General features: G+C 42.8%; 15 protein-coding genes and 1 riboswitch. Of the genes, 3 read left to right on the top strand and 12 right to left on the bottom strand.

Translation table 11 applies throughout. The annotated features are described in order from the left end of the window. Positions 1-50: 50 nt before the first annotated feature. A riboswitch (glycine riboswitch) is annotated at positions 51-139 on the bottom strand. A gap of 163 nt (positions 140-302) precedes the next feature. The 3 genes from HMPREF2628_RS07235 to zapA all read right to left on the bottom strand — a co-directional run bounded on the left by HMPREF2628_RS07235 (position 303) and on the right by zapA (position 3,704). Next, positions 303-2,639, bottom strand: coding sequence for an endonuclease MutS2 (locus HMPREF2628_RS07235; protein ID WP_070842767.1), 2,337 nt, complete (start codon positions 2,637-2,639; stop codon positions 303-305). A 217-nt stretch (positions 2,640-2,856) separates the two neighbouring features. Then, positions 2,857-3,405 carry a CvpA family protein gene (locus HMPREF2628_RS07230; RefSeq protein WP_004256956.1) on the bottom strand — a complete coding sequence of 183 codons (549 nt, stop codon included), beginning with the start codon at positions 3,403-3,405 and terminating at the stop codon, positions 2,857-2,859. Next, a complete protein-coding gene (gene zapA / locus HMPREF2628_RS07225) occupies positions 3,402-3,704 on the bottom strand; it encodes a cell division protein ZapA (RefSeq protein ID WP_000002022.1) in 303 nt (100 codons plus the stop codon). The genes HMPREF2628_RS07230 and zapA overlap by 4 nt, the downstream gene beginning before the upstream one ends. Before the next feature lie 86 nt (positions 3,705-3,790). Here zapA and rnhC point away from each other — a divergent pair, with 86 nt between their 5' ends. The 3 genes from rnhC to HMPREF2628_RS07210 all read left to right on the top strand — a co-directional run bounded on the left by rnhC (position 3,791) and on the right by HMPREF2628_RS07210 (position 7,890). Further along, entirely contained in the window at positions 3,791-4,672 is an 882-nt protein-coding gene (rnhC, locus tag HMPREF2628_RS07220; RefSeq protein ID WP_070842766.1) for a ribonuclease HIII, read from the top strand. Between the two features lie 3 nt (positions 4,673-4,675). Next, complete coding sequence (lepB, locus tag HMPREF2628_RS07215) at positions 4,676-5,290, top strand: signal peptidase I (RefSeq protein WP_004245100.1); 615 nt, start codon at positions 4,676-4,678, stop codon at positions 5,288-5,290. 233 nt (positions 5,291-5,523) lie between these two features. Further along, a complete protein-coding gene (locus tag HMPREF2628_RS07210) occupies positions 5,524-7,890 on the top strand; it encodes an SF1B family DNA helicase RecD2 (RefSeq protein ID WP_070842765.1) in 2,367 nt (788 codons plus the stop codon). Between the two features lie 47 nt (positions 7,891-7,937). On the opposite strand, the gene tig is transcribed toward HMPREF2628_RS07210, so the two are convergent. From tig to mvk, 9 genes are all read right to left on the bottom strand, one after another. Further along, the gene (gene tig / locus HMPREF2628_RS07205) at positions 7,938-9,221 is read right to left on the bottom strand and encodes a trigger factor (protein ID WP_045612235.1); all 1,284 of its coding nucleotides are present in this window, start codon (positions 9,219-9,221) and stop codon (positions 7,938-7,940) included. Positions 9,222-9,365: 144 nt separating this feature from the next. Then, positions 9,366-10,313: an alpha/beta hydrolase family protein gene (locus HMPREF2628_RS07200; protein ID WP_070842764.1), complete on the bottom strand. Its 948-nt coding sequence runs from the start codon at positions 10,311-10,313 to the stop codon at positions 9,366-9,368. Between the two features lie 195 nt (positions 10,314-10,508). Continuing rightward, positions 10,509-11,141 (bottom strand): response regulator transcription factor, encoded by a 633-nt coding sequence (locus HMPREF2628_RS07190; RefSeq protein ID WP_070842763.1) that lies wholly within the window; start codon positions 11,139-11,141, stop codon positions 10,509-10,511. Positions 11,142-11,154: 13 nt separating this feature from the next. Continuing rightward, positions 11,155-12,150: an envelope stress sensor histidine kinase LiaS gene (locus HMPREF2628_RS07185; protein WP_070842762.1), complete on the bottom strand. Its 996-nt coding sequence runs from the start codon at positions 12,148-12,150 to the stop codon at positions 11,155-11,157. Beyond that, a complete protein-coding gene (liaF, locus tag HMPREF2628_RS07180) occupies positions 12,147-12,845 on the bottom strand; it encodes a cell wall-active antibiotics response protein LiaF (RefSeq protein ID WP_033682280.1) in 699 nt (232 codons plus the stop codon). The genes HMPREF2628_RS07185 and liaF overlap by 4 nt, the downstream gene beginning before the upstream one ends. 76 nt (positions 12,846-12,921) lie before the next feature. Further along, on the bottom strand, positions 12,922-13,932 hold the full coding sequence (gene fni / locus HMPREF2628_RS07175; protein ID WP_070842761.1) for a type 2 isopentenyl-diphosphate Delta-isomerase: 1,011 nt from the start codon (positions 13,930-13,932) through the stop codon (positions 12,922-12,924). Between the two features lie 8 nt (positions 13,933-13,940). Then, entirely contained in the window at positions 13,941-14,933 is a 993-nt protein-coding gene (locus tag HMPREF2628_RS07170) for a phosphomevalonate kinase (RefSeq protein WP_373879017.1), read from the bottom strand. Continuing rightward, entirely contained in the window at positions 14,920-15,873 is a 954-nt protein-coding gene (gene mvaD, locus HMPREF2628_RS07165) for a diphosphomevalonate decarboxylase (RefSeq protein ID WP_070842760.1), read from the bottom strand. Before mvaD ends, HMPREF2628_RS07170 begins: the two co-directional genes overlap by 14 nt. Beyond that, a complete protein-coding gene (gene mvk, locus HMPREF2628_RS07160; protein ID WP_049509731.1) occupies positions 15,855-16,733 on the bottom strand; it encodes a mevalonate kinase in 879 nt (292 codons plus the stop codon). Before mvk ends, mvaD begins: the two co-directional genes overlap by 19 nt. Between the last annotated feature and the right edge of the window lie 86 nt (positions 16,734-16,819).

The raw sequence follows: 16,819 nt of genomic DNA, 5'->3' as shown, positions 1-16,819 counted from the left end.
TGCAAGATACATGTACTCTGGAATGCTTAGATAAATGCTAAAAAGCGGTCTATCCTAGCTCTGTCCTTTTACCTGAGAGTTTGAGCAGTTGCCTGCCTTGCCCCTTCGGTGCCTTTACGGTCTCTCCAGAGTTCCGTCCATTTACAGTCATGGAAAATCAAACGATTTGCCACTTCTATTAAACTTCATTCGGTGTTGGTATTTAATTGATTCTTATTTTACAAAAAATGTTGTCTTTTGTCAATGTGTTTATTAGTAAAAATTAGTTCAACAGTTTTTACTTTATAAAGCCCAGAATACTGCTATCCTTTAAAAGTGACAATAGTCGCGCCACTGCCTCCAGCATTTTGTGGGGCATAGCCGAAACTCTTGACATGCTTGTTTCTTTGTAGGTATTTGGTGACACCTTCACGGATGACACCTGTTCCGATACCATGGATGATATCTACTTGAGCCATATTATTAAGCAAGGCTTGGTCGATAAAGGCATCTAGCTCATTCATGGCCTCTTCATAACGTTTGCCTCGAAGGTCCAGTCTGGCTTGAGGTCCTCGACCAGAAGTTCGTTTCACGACATTGACCTGTTTCTTCTTGACTTGCTTTTCTTGCTGGGCTTGAACAAGGTCAAATTCTTTCTCTTCTAAGATCATCTTAATCAAGCCGACTTGGGCTTCCCAGCGGCCATCTTTGAGTTGACTGGTCAGGGTACCACGCTGTCCATAACTGAGAACCACGATATCATCTCCCACCTTTGGAGCACGTTTTTTCTTGGCCTTTTGAAGAACTTTATTTTTAGACAAATCTACTTTTTCAGGAGCCAATTTTTTCAACTTGGCCTTTGCTTCAATAATTTCGTGGGGTTTGAGTTGGGATTTACTGTGGAGATTTTTGAGAATCTGGTCACTTTCACTTAGGGCCATGTCCACAATCTCAGCAGCCTGTTCACGCGCCTTGTTAAGCTCGGTTTCCTTTTCACGATTGAGCTCGTTGTAAAGTTTTTTTAGAGCACGGTTCATCTTGAGATTTTCTTGCTCCACCTCACGGATATTGTCCAAGCGTTTACGACTTTCAAATGTCTGCTCTTCCAGTTGCTCAATAATCCGATTGACATCATTGTCCTGATCAACCTGCTGACTGGCATCCCCTACGATAACTTCAGATAGACCTAAACGTTTAGCAATTTCAAAGGCATTGCTTCGGCCAGGAACACCCTGCATAAAGCGATAGGTCGGGCGAAGAGTTGCAGTATCAAACTCCATGCTGGCATTTTGCACAAAGGCTGTCTCAATACCGTAGGCCTTGAGTTCTGGATAGTGGGTCGTCGCCATAGTCTTGACCTGACGCAGGCGAAGATCCTCCAGAATAGCCATGGCAAGGGCGGCTCCCTCTTGGGGATCTGTACCAGCCCCCAACTCATCCAAGAGTAAGAGTGAATGTTGGTTGACCTTGCCAAGAATATCCACAATATTGGTCATGTGGCTAGAGAAGGTAGACAAGCTCTGTTCAATAGACTGCTCATCGCCAATATCGGCAAAGATTTCTTCAAAAATACCAACACGACTTCCCTTGTCTGCTAAAATCGGCAACCCTGACTGAGCCATAACCTGTGTCAAACCCAGAGTTTTGAGCATGATGGTCTTACCACCTGTATTGGGACCTGTGATGACAATCGCTGTTAAATCTTGACCAAAATGGACATCATTTGCAACGGCATTTTTGACCAGAGGATGGCAGACATGGAGCAGTTGAATCTCTTGATTTTCTGATAGCTGAGGAACGACTGCTTGTCTTTCTTGAATAAAGCGAACCTTGGCACGAATCAAGTCTAGATGGCCGATAATCCAAGCATCGTTGGCGATCTCAGCCGCATGAGGGCGGACTCGCTCCGAGATTTCTTGGAGAATGCGAAGCATTTCATAGCGTTCATCTGCTCGCAGACTAGCGATTTCTTCGCTCAGTTTGACCACCTCACGGGGTTCGATATAAACGGTGTTTCCGCTGGCAGAAATATCATGCACGACACCTGCAATCTTGTTGCGATAAGTGTTTTTGACTGGTAAAACCTGACGGCCATTTCTGCTAGCAACAATTCCTTCTGTCAACATCTGCGCTTTTTGCTTGAGCAAGTCTTGCAAAACATCGCGTACCTGACTCTCGCTATCATGGATTTTTCTACGGATGCGCGCCAATTCTTCACTGGCAAAATTTTCAATGAAACCTGCATCATTAAAAGCTTGAAGATTTCCTTGTAACTGCGGAAAATCATGTAATTTCTCAAACCAAAGGGCTAATTCTTCCAAGCTGACATTTTCCAGATTGGCATAAAAACTTTTCAGTTCTCGGCTAGCAAGAAGTACGCGCTTCAAGAGTAGGAACTCCTCGATATTGAGGTCCGCTCCCATCTCCAACCGCTTGCAGACTCCTGCAATTTCCTTGGTTGAGAGAATAGTGAAATGCGGTTGCTCAACAAAAAGAGCCTGCATTTCCTTCATCTCAGCAAAAGCCTGTTTGATTTTATCTACTTTGGCAGTCGGAGCTAGCTGTCTCAATTGCTCCAAGCCCTGCTCGGTCAACAAATGGGGTTCAAACAAAACCTTGACCTTATTGAACTCTAATGTTTCTAATATTTTCTTATTCATCTTTATTTCCTTGTCTTTGAATGTCTAGGTGTATGATACTCAATAAAAATCAAAGAGTAAACTAGTAAGCTAGCCGCAGGTTGCTAAAACAGTGTTTTGAGGTTGCAGATGGAAGCTGACGTGGTTTGAAGAGATTTTCGAAGAGTATTAGCTTTTTACATTCTGATAGATTCGAGTCAAATCTGTAAACAAAGGGCTAGGAAAACTCCTGCCCTTTTTATCCGATTAAATTTGTCACCCAGATTTGTTTGAGCCAACTGGTTGTTACCGGTATGCTCTGGATGATGTGTTTTGCGACAATACTCTTTTCAAGAGGATTTTGTATAGCTGCCATGGGAATGGTCGCCAAGATGGTCAAGGTCATTTGCAAGACAAATAAGGTCACCAACATGGACAAGATACCTGCTGAAACTTGGAACAACTTGCCACCCAGTTTTTTACTAGGAATCAAGTGCAAGAGGAGACCAAGCAAACGACCGATGCTATAGACAATCCCAAATACAAGCAAGTAGCCGATACCTGCATAAAAGACCTTATCCAATTGAAAGAGTTGATCCGATGGGAAAAAGAAAGTTCCCTGACCTTCCTGCGGATTTGCATAAGGGACCAACAAATGAAATTGCTCACCAAGTCCCTTATAAAACTGGCCAGCCACAAAAGCCGATGCCATGGCTGAAATCAGGTAATAAACCTGTAAGAGCAGGCCTCTCCGATAGCCGATATAAAATCCCCAAGCCAAGACCAATAGAAGAAGGAGTGAAATCATAAGGAATCCTCAATCTTGCTCTGTTCTTGCTTGCAAGTCACAAGCTTGTGACGGAGTTCTTCTAATTCTTGCTCCTTATCATCAAATTCAATCTCACGGCTGAGCTGAGTTGATAAACAGTTGACTGCCAACAAAAGAGCGATTGTTTCATCGTCTGCACTAGGCATTTGTTCTTTAATTGCTTGGTATTTTTCTGTCGCAACCTTGGCGATTTCCTCCATAAAAAGGTTATCATGCTCGGTTGTCAAGGTTAATGATTTTTTCCCGAATGTAAATTTGAATCGATTTAGATTTGCCATAAAATTCACCTCACGATATTATACCAAAATTCGCTAACTTTGTCAGTTTTTACAAATTTGCCTGCTTTTATGGTACAATAGAAACTATGGCAAGTATAACACTCACACCAAGCGAAAAGAAGATTCAGGCTTTTCTTGAACACTATCAAACCAGTCTGGCTCCCAGTAAAAACCCCTATATTCGCTATTTTTTGAAACTGCCTCAAGCAACCGTTTCTATCTATACTTCTGGAAAGGTCTTGCTTCAGGGTGAAGGAGCTGAGAAATACGCTCGTTTCTTTGGCTATCAAGTTGTAGGGCAAACCAGCGGACAAAATCTCCCTTTGATTGGGACGGATGAGGTTGGAAATGGTTCCTACTTTGGTGGACTTGCAGTTGTGGCTTCCTTTGTCACACCTGACCAGCATGACTTCTTGCGAAAACTAGGTGTGGGGGATTCCAAGACACTGACCGACCAAAAGATCCGTCAGATTGCCCCTATCCTCAAAGAAAAAATCCAGCACCAGGCACTGCTTCTCTCACCAAGCAAGTACAACGAGGTCATCGGAGATCGCTACAATGCTGTTTCGGTTAAGGTGGCCCTCCATAATCAGGCTATCTATCTCCTTCTTCAAAAAGGCATTCAGCCTGAGAAAATTGTGATTGATGCCTTTACCAGTGCTAAAAATTATGACAAGTACTTGGCACAAGAGGCCAATCGTTTCAGCAATCCTATCAGCTTAGAAGAAAAGGCTGAGGGCAAATACTTGGCTGTCGCAGTTTCTTCTATCATTGCGCGTGATCTCTTTCTAGAAAATCTTGAAAATCTGGGACTAGAGCTGGGCTATCAACTTCCAAGTGGAGCTGGAACGGCTTCTGATAAGGTGGCTAGCCAGATTTTGCAGGCCTATGGAATGCAGGGACTTAACTTCTGTGCCAAACTGCACTTTAAAAATACTGAAAAAGCGAAAAAACGCTTAGAAAGGTAAGTTATGAATTCATTTAAAAATTTCTTAAAAGAGTGGGGATTGTTCCTCCTGATTCTATCATTACTAGCTTTAAGTCGTATCTTTTTTTGGAGTAATGTTCGCGTAGAAGGGCATTCTATGGATCCTACCCTAGCGGATGGCGAAATCCTCTTTGTTGTCAAACACCTACCTATTGACCGATTTGATATCGTGGTTGCCCATGAGGAAGATGGAAATAAGGACATCGTCAAACGTGTCATCGGAATGCCTGGAGACACCATCCGTTACGAAAACGATAAACTTTACATCAATGATAAAGAGACAGATGAGCCTTACCTAGCTGACTACATCAAACGCTTCAAGGATGACAAACTCCAAAGCACATACTCAGGCAAGGGCTTTGAAGGAAATAAAGGAACTTTCTTTAGAAGTATCGCTGAAAAAGCCCAAGCCTTCACAGTTGATGTCAACTACAACACCAACTTTAGCTTTACTGTCCCAGAAGGAGAATACCTTCTCCTCGGAGACGACCGCCTGGTTTCTAGCGACAGCCGCCACGTAGGTACCTTCAAAGCAAAAGATATCACAGGGGAAGCTAAATTCCGCTTCTGGCCAATCACCCGTATCGGAACATTTTAAGAAACCTAAGAGGCCGAGAATCAAGAATCTCAGCCTCTTCTTCTATCGTGAGAAGTGATTATTCACTATCCAGTTTGATTAAGATAGAAACAAAGTTATACTCAATGAAAATCAAAGAGCAAACTAGGAAGCTAGCCGCAGGCTGTACTTGAGTACGGCAAGGCGAAGCTGACGTAGTTTGAATTTGATTTTCGAAGAGTATTAACTCTCACCTATTTATGCAAAGGAATCTTATGGAAGTTTATTTTTCAGGAACCATTGAACGGATTATTTTTGAAAATCCCAGCAATTTTTATCGCATTCTTCTCCTAGAAATCGACGATACGGACGCAGAGGATTTTGATGATTTTGAAATCATTGTCACGGGCACTATGGCTGATGTGATTGAGGGAGAAGACTATACTTTTTGGGGACAAATTGTCCAGCACTCCAAGTATGGGGAACAACTGCAAATCAGCCGGTATGAAAGAGCAAAACCAACTAGCAAGGGCTTGGTCAAGTACTTTTCAAGTAGCCATTTCAAGGGGATTGGTCTCAAGACAGCTCAGAAAATTGTAGATACCTATGGCGACAATACCATTGACGAAATTCTGCAACACCCAGAAAAGCTAGAAGGTATCTCAGGACTCTCTGCTAAAAATCGCGAGGCCTTCGTCTCTACTCTCCGCCTCAACTACGGAACAGAGATGGTCTTGGCCAAGCTAGCCAACTACGGCATTCCCAACAAACTAGCCTTTCAGATTCAAGACTTTTACAAGGAAGAAACCCTTGATGTGGTTGAAAATTATCCCTACCAGTTAGTCGAGGATATCAAGGGCTTGGGCTTTACCATTGCTGACCAATTAGCGGAAGAACTAGGCATAGAAAGTCAGGCTCCTGAACGCTTCCGCGCCGGTCTAGTTCACAGTCTTTTTCAGGCCTGTATGGAAACAGGGGACACCTATGTTGAAGCACGAGATCTGCTAGAACAAACTCTAACCCTACTTGAGTCTTCCCGCCCCGTGGAACTGGATCCCAGCCAAGTGGCCCAAGAACTCTCCTACCTGATCGAAGAAGACAAGGTTCAGCAGATTGATACCAAGATTTTTGACAACAGCCTCTTTTTCGCCGAGGAAGGCATCCGCAGTCACTTGGTTCGTATCCTTGAAAAAGGAAAACAGAAGAGCCAGGATTTAAAAACCATTCAAAAACATATCGCTACTGTCGAAGAAGATTTGGAGATTGAGTATGATAACATTCAAAAACAAGCTATTTGTGATGCTATCCAGAACAAGGTCTTTATCCTAACAGGTGGACCTGGTACTGGTAAGACAACGGTTATCAATGGGATCATAGCTGTTTATGCCCTTTTAGAAGGACTTGACCTCAGGAAAAAAAGCAACCTACCTATTCTTCTTGCTGCTCCAACTGGACGAGCCGCTCGGCGCATGAATGAATTGACAGGTTTGCCTAGCGCGACCATACACCGCCATTTGGGAATGACAGGGGACGATGATACCAGTCATCTGGAAGATTATCTGGATGCTGACTTTATCATCGTGGATGAATTTTCCATGGTGGATACTTGGCTGGCCAACCAACTCTTCTCCAACATCTCTTCGAACAGTAAGATCCTCATCGTGGGTGACAGCGACCAACTACCGTCTGTCAGCCCTGGACAGGTTCTAGCGGATCTGCTTCATATTCCCTTGATTCCTCAGACTCGTTTGGAAAAAATTTACCGACAAAGCGAAGAATCAACTATCGTTACCCTAGCTAGTCAAATTCGACAGGGCATCCTGCCAGCCGATTTCACCCAGAAAAAAGCAGATCGTTCCTACTTTGAAATTGCTAGTGGCCATATTCCTGCTACGATTGAGAAAATCTTAGGCGCTGCCCTAAGAAGTGGTATCCCTGCCCGTGATATCCAAGTTCTGGCGCCCATGTACCGAGGAACAGCAGGGATTGATGCCATCAACCAACTCATGCAAGACCTCCTTAATCCACCACAAAAAGACCAACTCAGTTTTGAAGCTCCCCAGTGCCACTATCGTAAGGGAGATAAGGTCATTCACCTGGTCAACGATGCTGAAATCAATGTCTTTAATGGAGATTTAGGGGCTATCACAGACCTGATTCCTGGAAAATACACTGAGTCGAAACAAGACGAGATTGTCATTGATTTTGATGGCAACGAGGTCTCTTACCCACGTAACGAATGGTACAAGATTCGTTTGGCCTATGCCATGAGTATCCATAAGTCTCAGGGAAGTGAGTTCCCTGTTGTCATCCTACCGATTACCAGTGCTAGTAGGCGTATGCTAGAGCGCAATCTCATCTACACAGCCATTACACGCGCCAAAAGCAAGCTTATCTTACTAGGCGAATTACAGGCCTTTGATTATGCTACCCAACACATCGGAACTGCCCGAAAAACCTATCTGATCGAACGCTTCAGTGATTTATTGGAGAATGTTGAAGAAAAGCAACCAGCTGTCTCTGAAATAATCACATCAAGTACCTCTGAACAATCCTACATCCTGACAGAAGAAAACTGGGACTGCATCCCAGCCATGATTGGGATTACAGACGCAGACCTCAAAGAGATTTTTGGAAAATAGTGTATAAGAAAACCCACCTAATCAGGTGGGCTTTTATCTTATTAAGGTTATTTAACTGTTGCTGTGCTTGTAATCAATTCAACAGCTTTTTTGATTGTGATATCATGTTTCAACATATCAGCTGAAAGCAAGCTTTGTACTTGTGCAACTTCCATGTTGTAATCTGCAGCCAATTGCTCGATTTCTTTTTGGATTTCTTCTTCTGAAGCATCAAATCCTTCAGCTTTGGCAACTGCTTCGATAACAAGGTTAGTCTTAGTACGTGACTCAGCTTCTCCCTCGTATTGTTTGTGAAGATCTTCTTGAGTAGTTCCAGTGATTTGGAAGTACATGTCAGGGTTGATACCTTGACGTTGCAAGTTTCCAAGGAATTCATTTACTGAACGGTGAACTTCTTCGTGAATCATTTCTTCTGGAAGTTCTACGATTTCAGCGTTTTCTACAGCTTTATCAATTGCTGCACCTTCTACTGCATCTTTGTAAGCTTCTTCTTTAGCAGCAGCTAATTCTTTGCGGTATTTTTCTTTCAATTCAGCAAGTGTTTCAACTTCTTCGTCGATATCTTTTGCAAGTTCATCGTCAAGAGCTGGAACTTCTTTAGCTTTAACTTCGTGGATAGTTGTCACGAATTTAGCTTCTTTACCTGCAAGGTCTTCTGCTTGGTAGTCTTCTGGGAATGTTACGATAACGTCAACAGTTTCGCCAGCTGAGTGACCTACCAATTGGTCTTCGAAACCTGGGATGAATTGACCTGAACCAAGTCCAAGTGAGAAGTTTTCACCTTTTCCGCCGTCAAATTCAACACCATCGATAGAACCAACAAAGTCGATGACAACAGTGTCACCGTTTTCAGCAGCAGCTTCTTTGATAACCAATTCAGCCAAGTTGTTGCGTTCGCGTTCGATACGCTCTTCAACGTCAGCGTCTGTTACTTCTTTTTCTACATCTACTGATACTTCAAGGTTTTTGTAGTCACCCAATTTAACTTCAGGTTTTGTAACGACTTCAGCAGTGATAACCCAGTCTTGACCTTTTTCCATTGAAGTTACATCAATTTTTGGTTGTGCAACGACTTCAAGACCAGCTTCTTTTACAGCTGCTTCATAAGCGTTTGGTAAAAGAGCGTTCATAACGTCTTGGTAAAGTGACTCTTCACCAAATTTTTTGTCGAAGATAGGGCGTGGAAGGTGACCTTTACGGAAACCTGGAACATTAAGAGATTTCTTCACTGAGTTGAAGACACGGTCCAATTCTGGTTTGATTTGGTCTTGAGAGATAGTAAAAGTCAAGACACCACGGTTTGTTTCTTTGTTTTCAAATGATACAGACATTCTGTCATTTCTCCTTAAAATTTTTTAAATACAGTCTATTATAACATAAATGGGCGACTTTTTTCAAGTAATGAATGCGCTTTTCAATCACGCTAGAGGTACTTGCTCGCTTCTTTGATGCTAAGGTCAGCTACTAAAAATTCTTTACTCTGCCAAAAAATTCTGAATGGCTGGTATGGCAATTTTACTAAAATTCTCATCAATACGATGTCTTCCACCTTCTACAGTCACCAGTTTAGCATTTGGAATTCTTTGGATAGCATCAACTGAATATTGATAGGGAGCAATTGTATCATTCGTCCCATGTACAATTAGAGTAGGAGCAATAATCCTCTTCTGTACATCTTCAATATCAATATCTAGTGCATCTGTCAGATAAATTTTACCCAAGCTAGCATTATGATGTGTCAAACTATCAGGGAGTTGATCAAATGATGGACTTCCAAGATTTTGATAAGTTTCCTTCACATCATCAAATAAAACATAAGCGGGGAAAATCAAGCCGAGCTTGTAGATATGTTCAGGATTAGCAGCCGCATACAGGCTAGCTACCACACCACCCTGACTGACACCTATTATGCTCAGATGATCCTTATCAACATAACTTTCTGATGTCAGTTTATCTACTACGTTCGTTAAGTCTGTTAGCTCTGTTTTTACAGACATTTGAAGCATATCTTGACCACCACTTTTAGAATTACGACTTCCTCCATAATAGTCAAAACCATAGACCAAAAAGCCTTGCTTTGCTAACAATTGGATATAATCCTTATACATATCAAATGTATTGTTAAAACCATGTGAGATGACCACTACTGGTGATTTTTTATTTTTATAATCTTTAGGTGCAGTGATTTGACCATACAGGTTTTTATCTTCATAAGTTACCGTATATTCCTCGGTAACAATATCTTCTGTCGGAACTAAATGACTCTCTTGAGTTTTGGATGATTGATTCGTTTCTTGACTAGAAGCAGATGAAATATTTTCTTCAACTTGAATACGAGGAGATGTATTCTCTCTATTTTTCCAAAATAAGATTCCTCCTCCTATTACAAGACCGATAGCTAAAATGCTTACAATATATCTCATCGATTTTCCTTTTTGTTATTTTTTTAATTTATACTCAATGAAAATCAAAGAGCAAACTAGGAAGCTAGCCGCAGGTTGCTCAAAACACTGTTTTGAGGTTGCAGATAGAACTGACGAAGTCAGTAACCATATATACGGCAAGGTGACGTTGACGTGGTTTGAATTTGATTTTCGAAGAGTATTAATGTGCTAGTATTAAAAGTCCTCATGCCCTACCAAATGGTGCTGAAAGGCATAGACAGCCGCCTGGGTACGATCGCTGACTTCAAGTTTGGCTAGGATATTGGACACATGGGTCTTGACTGTCTTGAGAGAGATAAAAAGTTCGTCTGCGATTCGCTGATTTTCATAGCCCTTGGCGATGAGTTGAAGCACATCTCGCTCACGCGCAGTCAGCTCCTCATGAAGCTCCATATGATTACGGTGGTATTCGACCTTCTTGCTGACCTCTTGTTCAATAGCCAGCTCGCCAGCAGCCACCTTACGGACGGCATGGAGTAGTTCGTCTGCACTAGAGGTTTTAAGCATATAGCCACGAGCACCTGCATCTAAGACGGGCATGATTTTTTCATTGTCCAAATAAGAGCTCACAATCAAAATCTTGGCTTCAGGCCATTCTTTGAGGATGGCCAAGGTCGCATCAATCCCATTCATCTCAGGCATGACAATATCCATGACAATGACATCTGGACGCAATTCCAAGGCCAAGTCAATACCTTGAGACCCGTTGGTAGCCTCACCCACAACTGCTACATCATCTTGGAGGTCAAAGTAGCTTTTCAAGCCCAAACGGACCATTTCATGGTCATCTACTAATAAAATTTTCATCTTTACTCCTTTATCATTCCTTATCGAGCAGGGGAATACGGATATCAACTGCCAGCCCTTGCTTGGGAGCTGTCAATAACTGAACTGTCCCTGCCATATCTTCGACCCGCTCCTTGATGTTTCGCAGTCCATAACTCAAGTCGTCTAAGCTCCCTAACTGAAAACCAATCCCATTGTCCACCACCTTCAGCTGCAATTCAATATCCGTCTGATAGAGATAGACATCCAAACAGGAGGCTTGGGCATGGCGGAGGGTATTGCTGATTAACTCTTGCAGAATACGGAAGATATGCTCCTCGATTTTCTTAGGCAATTTCGTCACATTTTGCTTGAAACTAACTCTGAGATCACTCTTGTCCTCAAGCTCTTTTAAGAGGATTTGGATTCCCTCAACCAGACTCTTCTGCTCCAGTTCAACTGGTCGCAAATGCAAGAGCAAGACCCGTAAATCCTTCTGGGCTGTTTCTAGAATAGCTGTGACACTCTGCAACTGGGTCTGCATCTTTTCTCTGTCCAGTTTCAAAGCCTGCTGACTGATACCCGATAAAATCATGTGGGCCGCAAACAACTCCTGACTGACTGTATCGTGCAAATCCCGAGCAATTCGCTTCCGTTCTTTCTCGATGATTTCCTCTTCCTGAGCCAGACTGTGATTTTCAGCTTTTTGAAGAGCTTCTGTCAAAAGGTTAAGTTTACCTGACAAGGACTTGAAACTGGCATCCAAGTCTGGATCTGCAACCTGAACCACTTCTTGCCCCGCCAATAAACGCTTGAGATTAGCCTGCATTTTTCTTAGTGAAAGCTCTTCGACACCTCTCCAAAACAGGGCCAAGAGAAAGGTCAGGGACATGCTGAATACCAGCAGCAAAAAGACAAATTTTTCTGTTTTTTCGACATCATGCAGGAAAATAGACCAGTCAAAGTCAAGGATTTCCAGCAAGCTGTGGGAGAAAAATAAGACAAACAGGAAGGAGGTAATGGCAATGATTACATAAGCTTGTTTTTTCATCCTCTGATCACCTCCACATCCCCAATCATAGTAGTCAAGAAAATCTTGACACTCTTGTTACTCTTGAGATAGTCTTTTGTTTCTTGATGATAGTGTTCATTGCGGAGCGCTCGCTTGGGCTGGTTGAAAAAAGTCAAATCACCATAGAGACAGTTAACACTGAGACTAACTTCTACATCTACGGGCACAATGATTTTAGTTGTTCCTACCATCTTTCTGAGGATAATGACATTGTCATGATTGGTTAAGATGACCCTCTCCAGATGAATGGTATCCTTACCCATAAGGCGAAAGAGATTGATATCATCAAACTGGCAAGTCTGGTAGCTTGAAAAATGATGGAGATTGCCAAACCAACGATTTTTCTCCTTCTTAACCGTCACAACCTCTTCAAAAACCAAATTGGTCTGCTCTTTTTCCTGGTTCATCATCGGATAAAGAAGAAAGAGGCTGTATATGACCGCAACAAAAATAGCTAGAATCACAAAAGGATTGAGCATGACGATGAAAAAGAAGAGAATAGTTGCCACTACTAAAAGAAGATTATTGCCCTCCTTACCAGTGTAATAGCGAATCAAAAGCAAAAAGAGGAATAGAATCAGCAGAAAACGCGAAAAATGCTCTGAAACCATCAAAATCAGAGCTCCTGTCAACAGACAGGCTTCGATAAATAAAAAGATTTTAAATTTTCTCATAGGTTCATCCTCTCTCTTCTATTTTATCACACTTCAAAAAAGTCACCTCGGTCTGAAGATGGAAAAAAGGCGATGGTTACGCCTTTTTCATCTGATCCTTTGCTTCTTTTAATTTTCCATAAAGAAGATAGTCTACTTTTTGCAGATCTGCTATGGTGGCACAATTAAGGGCACACATGATGAGTCGTAAATCATCTTTCCAGCCTTGGACAATGCCAATCACTTCTTCAACTGAATAGGTTTCAACCAATTCCAGAACTGTTCGAGACAGCCCTACAGCCTTGGCGCCAAAGACCAGACACTTAATCATATCCAGCGGATTTCGAATCCCTCCGCTAACCAAAAGTTCAACCTTGTCTTTCCAGTCTTGGGCATTAAGAAGGGCCTGCATGGTAGACTGCCCCCATTGATTAAGGTAATCACGCTGGCCACTGCGACGATTTTCGATATAAGCAAAGCTGGTGCCACCACGACCTGACAGGTCAAAGGTTCGAACGCCCAATTCATAGGCTCTTTCAATGGTCCTCACATCCATTCCAAAGCCCACTTCCTTTAGGACAATAGGAACGGGGATTTGCTTGCTATAATCTGCTAGATGCGATTGCCAGCTTCTGAACATTCTTTCTCCCTCTGGCATGAGCAATTCCTGCATAACATTGACATGCACTTGTAAAAGTAAAGGATTCATCTCTCTTACAGTCTGAAGCCCTAACTCGACAGGCTTGTCCAATCCAATATTGGTTCCAAGAAGGAGATTTGGATGATCACACTTGACAGAAAAAGTGTCGTCTGTTGGATCCTTAAGGGCTGCGCTATAAGAACCCGTCACAAATAAAATTCCACAGGTTTCTGCCACTTGAGCCAACTTTTGATTGATTTCTTTACCTTTTTCACTCCCACCTGTCATGGCATTGATATAAAAAGGAAAATCCCACTTTCGACCAGCAAACTCTGTCGACAGATCGATTTCATCCAGGTCGTAAAGAGGCAAGGAAGAATGAATCAACTCCACCTCATCAAAGCTATTATAAGAACTTTTCTGCTCAAGGGCATAGCGGATGTGCTCATCCTTACGATTTGTCGTCATGTCCTATCCTATCCTATCCTTTCTTGGTATAAGAGCTCAATCCCTAGATCGGCCCAACGATTTTTTAGGGTTTCAGTTGATTGCTCATCAAAACTCAAGGCAATGCCACAGTCACCACCACCAGCACCGCTACTCTTGGCAACAGCCTGCAAATCTTGACTAGCTGTCTTCAACTGTCTAAGCGAAGGCGTGTAAATATCTGCGCTCAAGCCTTCTAAGAGCTTGCTGGCCACTTCTACTTGCTCGATAATTTTTTCTGATTTCCCCTGCTCCAAGGCTTCTACTAAAGAAACTACCGTTTCTTTTGAGGAACTTAAAAAATTCTGATTGATGTTTTGTTTGATTTGCTGGACCATGTGACTCGATACAGCCACTTCCTTGGTCCATCCCACTAGGAAATCACATTCTAAAGTTGGTTTCACTTGTGAAATTGAAAATCCCCAATCACGTTCCAAAACTGTCGCCAACTTTTCTTCTTTTAGCCAAGCAGCTACCTGCTGGCGATCAAATGACTGGTAAAGAACCAATTCCTCTGCCACAATACAGGCAAGGTCTCCCATAGAGCCATTGTCTCCTCGCTTGAGCAAGACAGCACTAGCCAACTTGAACAAGAGCTCCTGATCAACTGAAACATCATACAGAGCCAGTAAAGCCTTGACAGTCAAGACAACGACGCTACCGCTAGAACCAAGTCCAAACTTTTTCCCTTCTCGTTCCATTTTTCCACGAATTTCTAGAGAAAAAGGTCGCAAGGTCTGCCCACGATAAACGAGGAAATCTTCCACTAAAGCAATTGTTTCTTGAATCAAGCTGTAGTCAGGATTTGGTGTCAAGTCCACTACGAAATCAAACAGATCTGAATAGATACGGTAGCTGTCGGAAAAGGTAATCTCAGCCTTCATATAGATGGGAATGGCCTTTATCAAGGCCAACTGCCCTGGCTCTAGAATAGCATATTCGCCTGCCCAATAGAGTTTTCCGCAAGTTTTAACAGCAATCATCTTGGCTCAAATCCTTTGTTTTTGACACAATTAAGCGATAACGTTGACTGAAGATTTCTGATAAATGCTCCAAGTCTTTCTCCTGACAGAGGACTTTGACATTGGGACCAGCATCCATAGTAAAGTAGCAGGCTTCCCCTTGCTCACGAAGCTGGCGAACAAAGTCCATGGCTTCATAAGAGGCGTCCGTCAGATAAGAAAAGGCTGGTGATGCTGTTTTGGTCGTAGCGTGCATAGCCAAGGCATTTTCCTCCGTTAATTCCCCAACCTTGGCAAAATCATTTTCTTTGAGGTAAACCAGCATATCCTGATAATCCTTCTCAGACTGACTCACCCAGTCATCAAAGGTCGTCGAGGTTTCCACACAAAGTTTCATCCCGTCACGGCTAGAGATTGGTTTTTTCTTATCTTCTAGCACCAACATAATCATAGCTAGCTTCAAGTCTGTCTCTACAGGGTAAATTTCTCCACTATCCTTGTCCCAGGCTCCTAGCGGTCCATAAAAACTCCGAGAAGAAGAGCCTGAAGCAAACTTAGCCTCCTGCGCTAACTGACTTCTATCCAATCCAAGCTTGAAATAAGCATTACAAGCCTTGACCAGGGCGGACAAACCACTAGAACTTGATGACAAGCCCGCTGCGGTAGGCATATTGTTTTGAGTATCTATACGGACAAAGCCCTCACCTTCTGGACGGTAACGATCAATAATCTTACTCATCTTAGCATGCTCCGCCTCATTTTGTAACTGACCATTGATATAAAAGACATCAGCTGTCGCATCCGTCGGTAGAGATGACAGAGTCGTCTCTGTGTACATATTTTCCAAAGTCAGAGAGATACTGCTAGTAGCAGGCACCATCTCTTTTTCTTTTTTCTTTCCCCAATATTTGATAATAGCAATATTTGCGTAGGAACGTACTGTTACAGGCTCTCGATCCATGTCTGAACAGCTCCTTTCTCTTCTAATCTTTCTGCTAGTTCTTGTACGTGTGTTAAATTATCTGCCAAGGCTATGATACAGCCTCCTAGTCCACCACCGCTCATCTTGGCACCCAGAGCACCATGGCTAAGAGCCGTTTCAACTAGAGAATCCGCCTCAGGGCTACTAACACCAATTTCTTTTAGATGTAAATGCGCTTGACTGAGGATTTGTCCCAGTCCTTCAGCATCTTTTTGTGAAATCGCTTCTTCTGCTTGCTGGGTCAATTCTCCCAGGGCATGCAAAAACGGCAGGGCATCCTTCCCCTTGCTTTGAACCACTTGGATGGCTTCACGAGTATGGCCATAAACGCCTGTATCAGCAATCACCAAATAGGCAGATAAATCCATCTCAAGCTCTGTAAATCCTACATTCTTAATAAAGCGAATAGGCTGGTCACTGAGACAGGTCTTGGCATCCAAACCACTCGGATTCATATGAGCAATCATCTCAGCCCGATTGACCAAGATTTCTAATACATCATGAGGCAGTTCTGCCTCATAGTAGTCAAAAACCGCACGAATAGCCGCTATGCTGATAGCAGCTGACGAACCCATTCCCCGCTTCTCAGGGATAGCCGAATCAATCTCACAACGAATGCAGGCTTCTTTGATATTCAAATACTCCAGAGAAGCATAAACTGCCATGGACAAGGTATCCTCCTCATAGAGGCGCCAAGGACTTTCTGCAGGAACTACCTTACAAGTCACCTCCACCTCCAAAAGAGGCAAGGAAATAGCAGGATAGCCGTAAACGACCGCATGCTCCCCTATTAAAATAATCTTACTATGTGCCTGACCGACACCAACCTTTTTTGTCATTTTTTCCTTTTGCTAGACGAAAAAGCCGTCTCATACTCAATGAAAATCAAAAAGCAAACTAGGAAACTAGCCGCAGGTTGCTCAAA

Origin of the sequence: Streptococcus sp. HMSC063B03 (assembly GCF_001836965.1) — a bacterium.
GTDB classification, from domain to species: Bacteria; Bacillota; Bacilli; order Lactobacillales; family Streptococcaceae; genus Streptococcus; species Streptococcus pneumoniae_F.
This window is presented reverse-complemented; position numbering and strand designations above follow the sequence as displayed.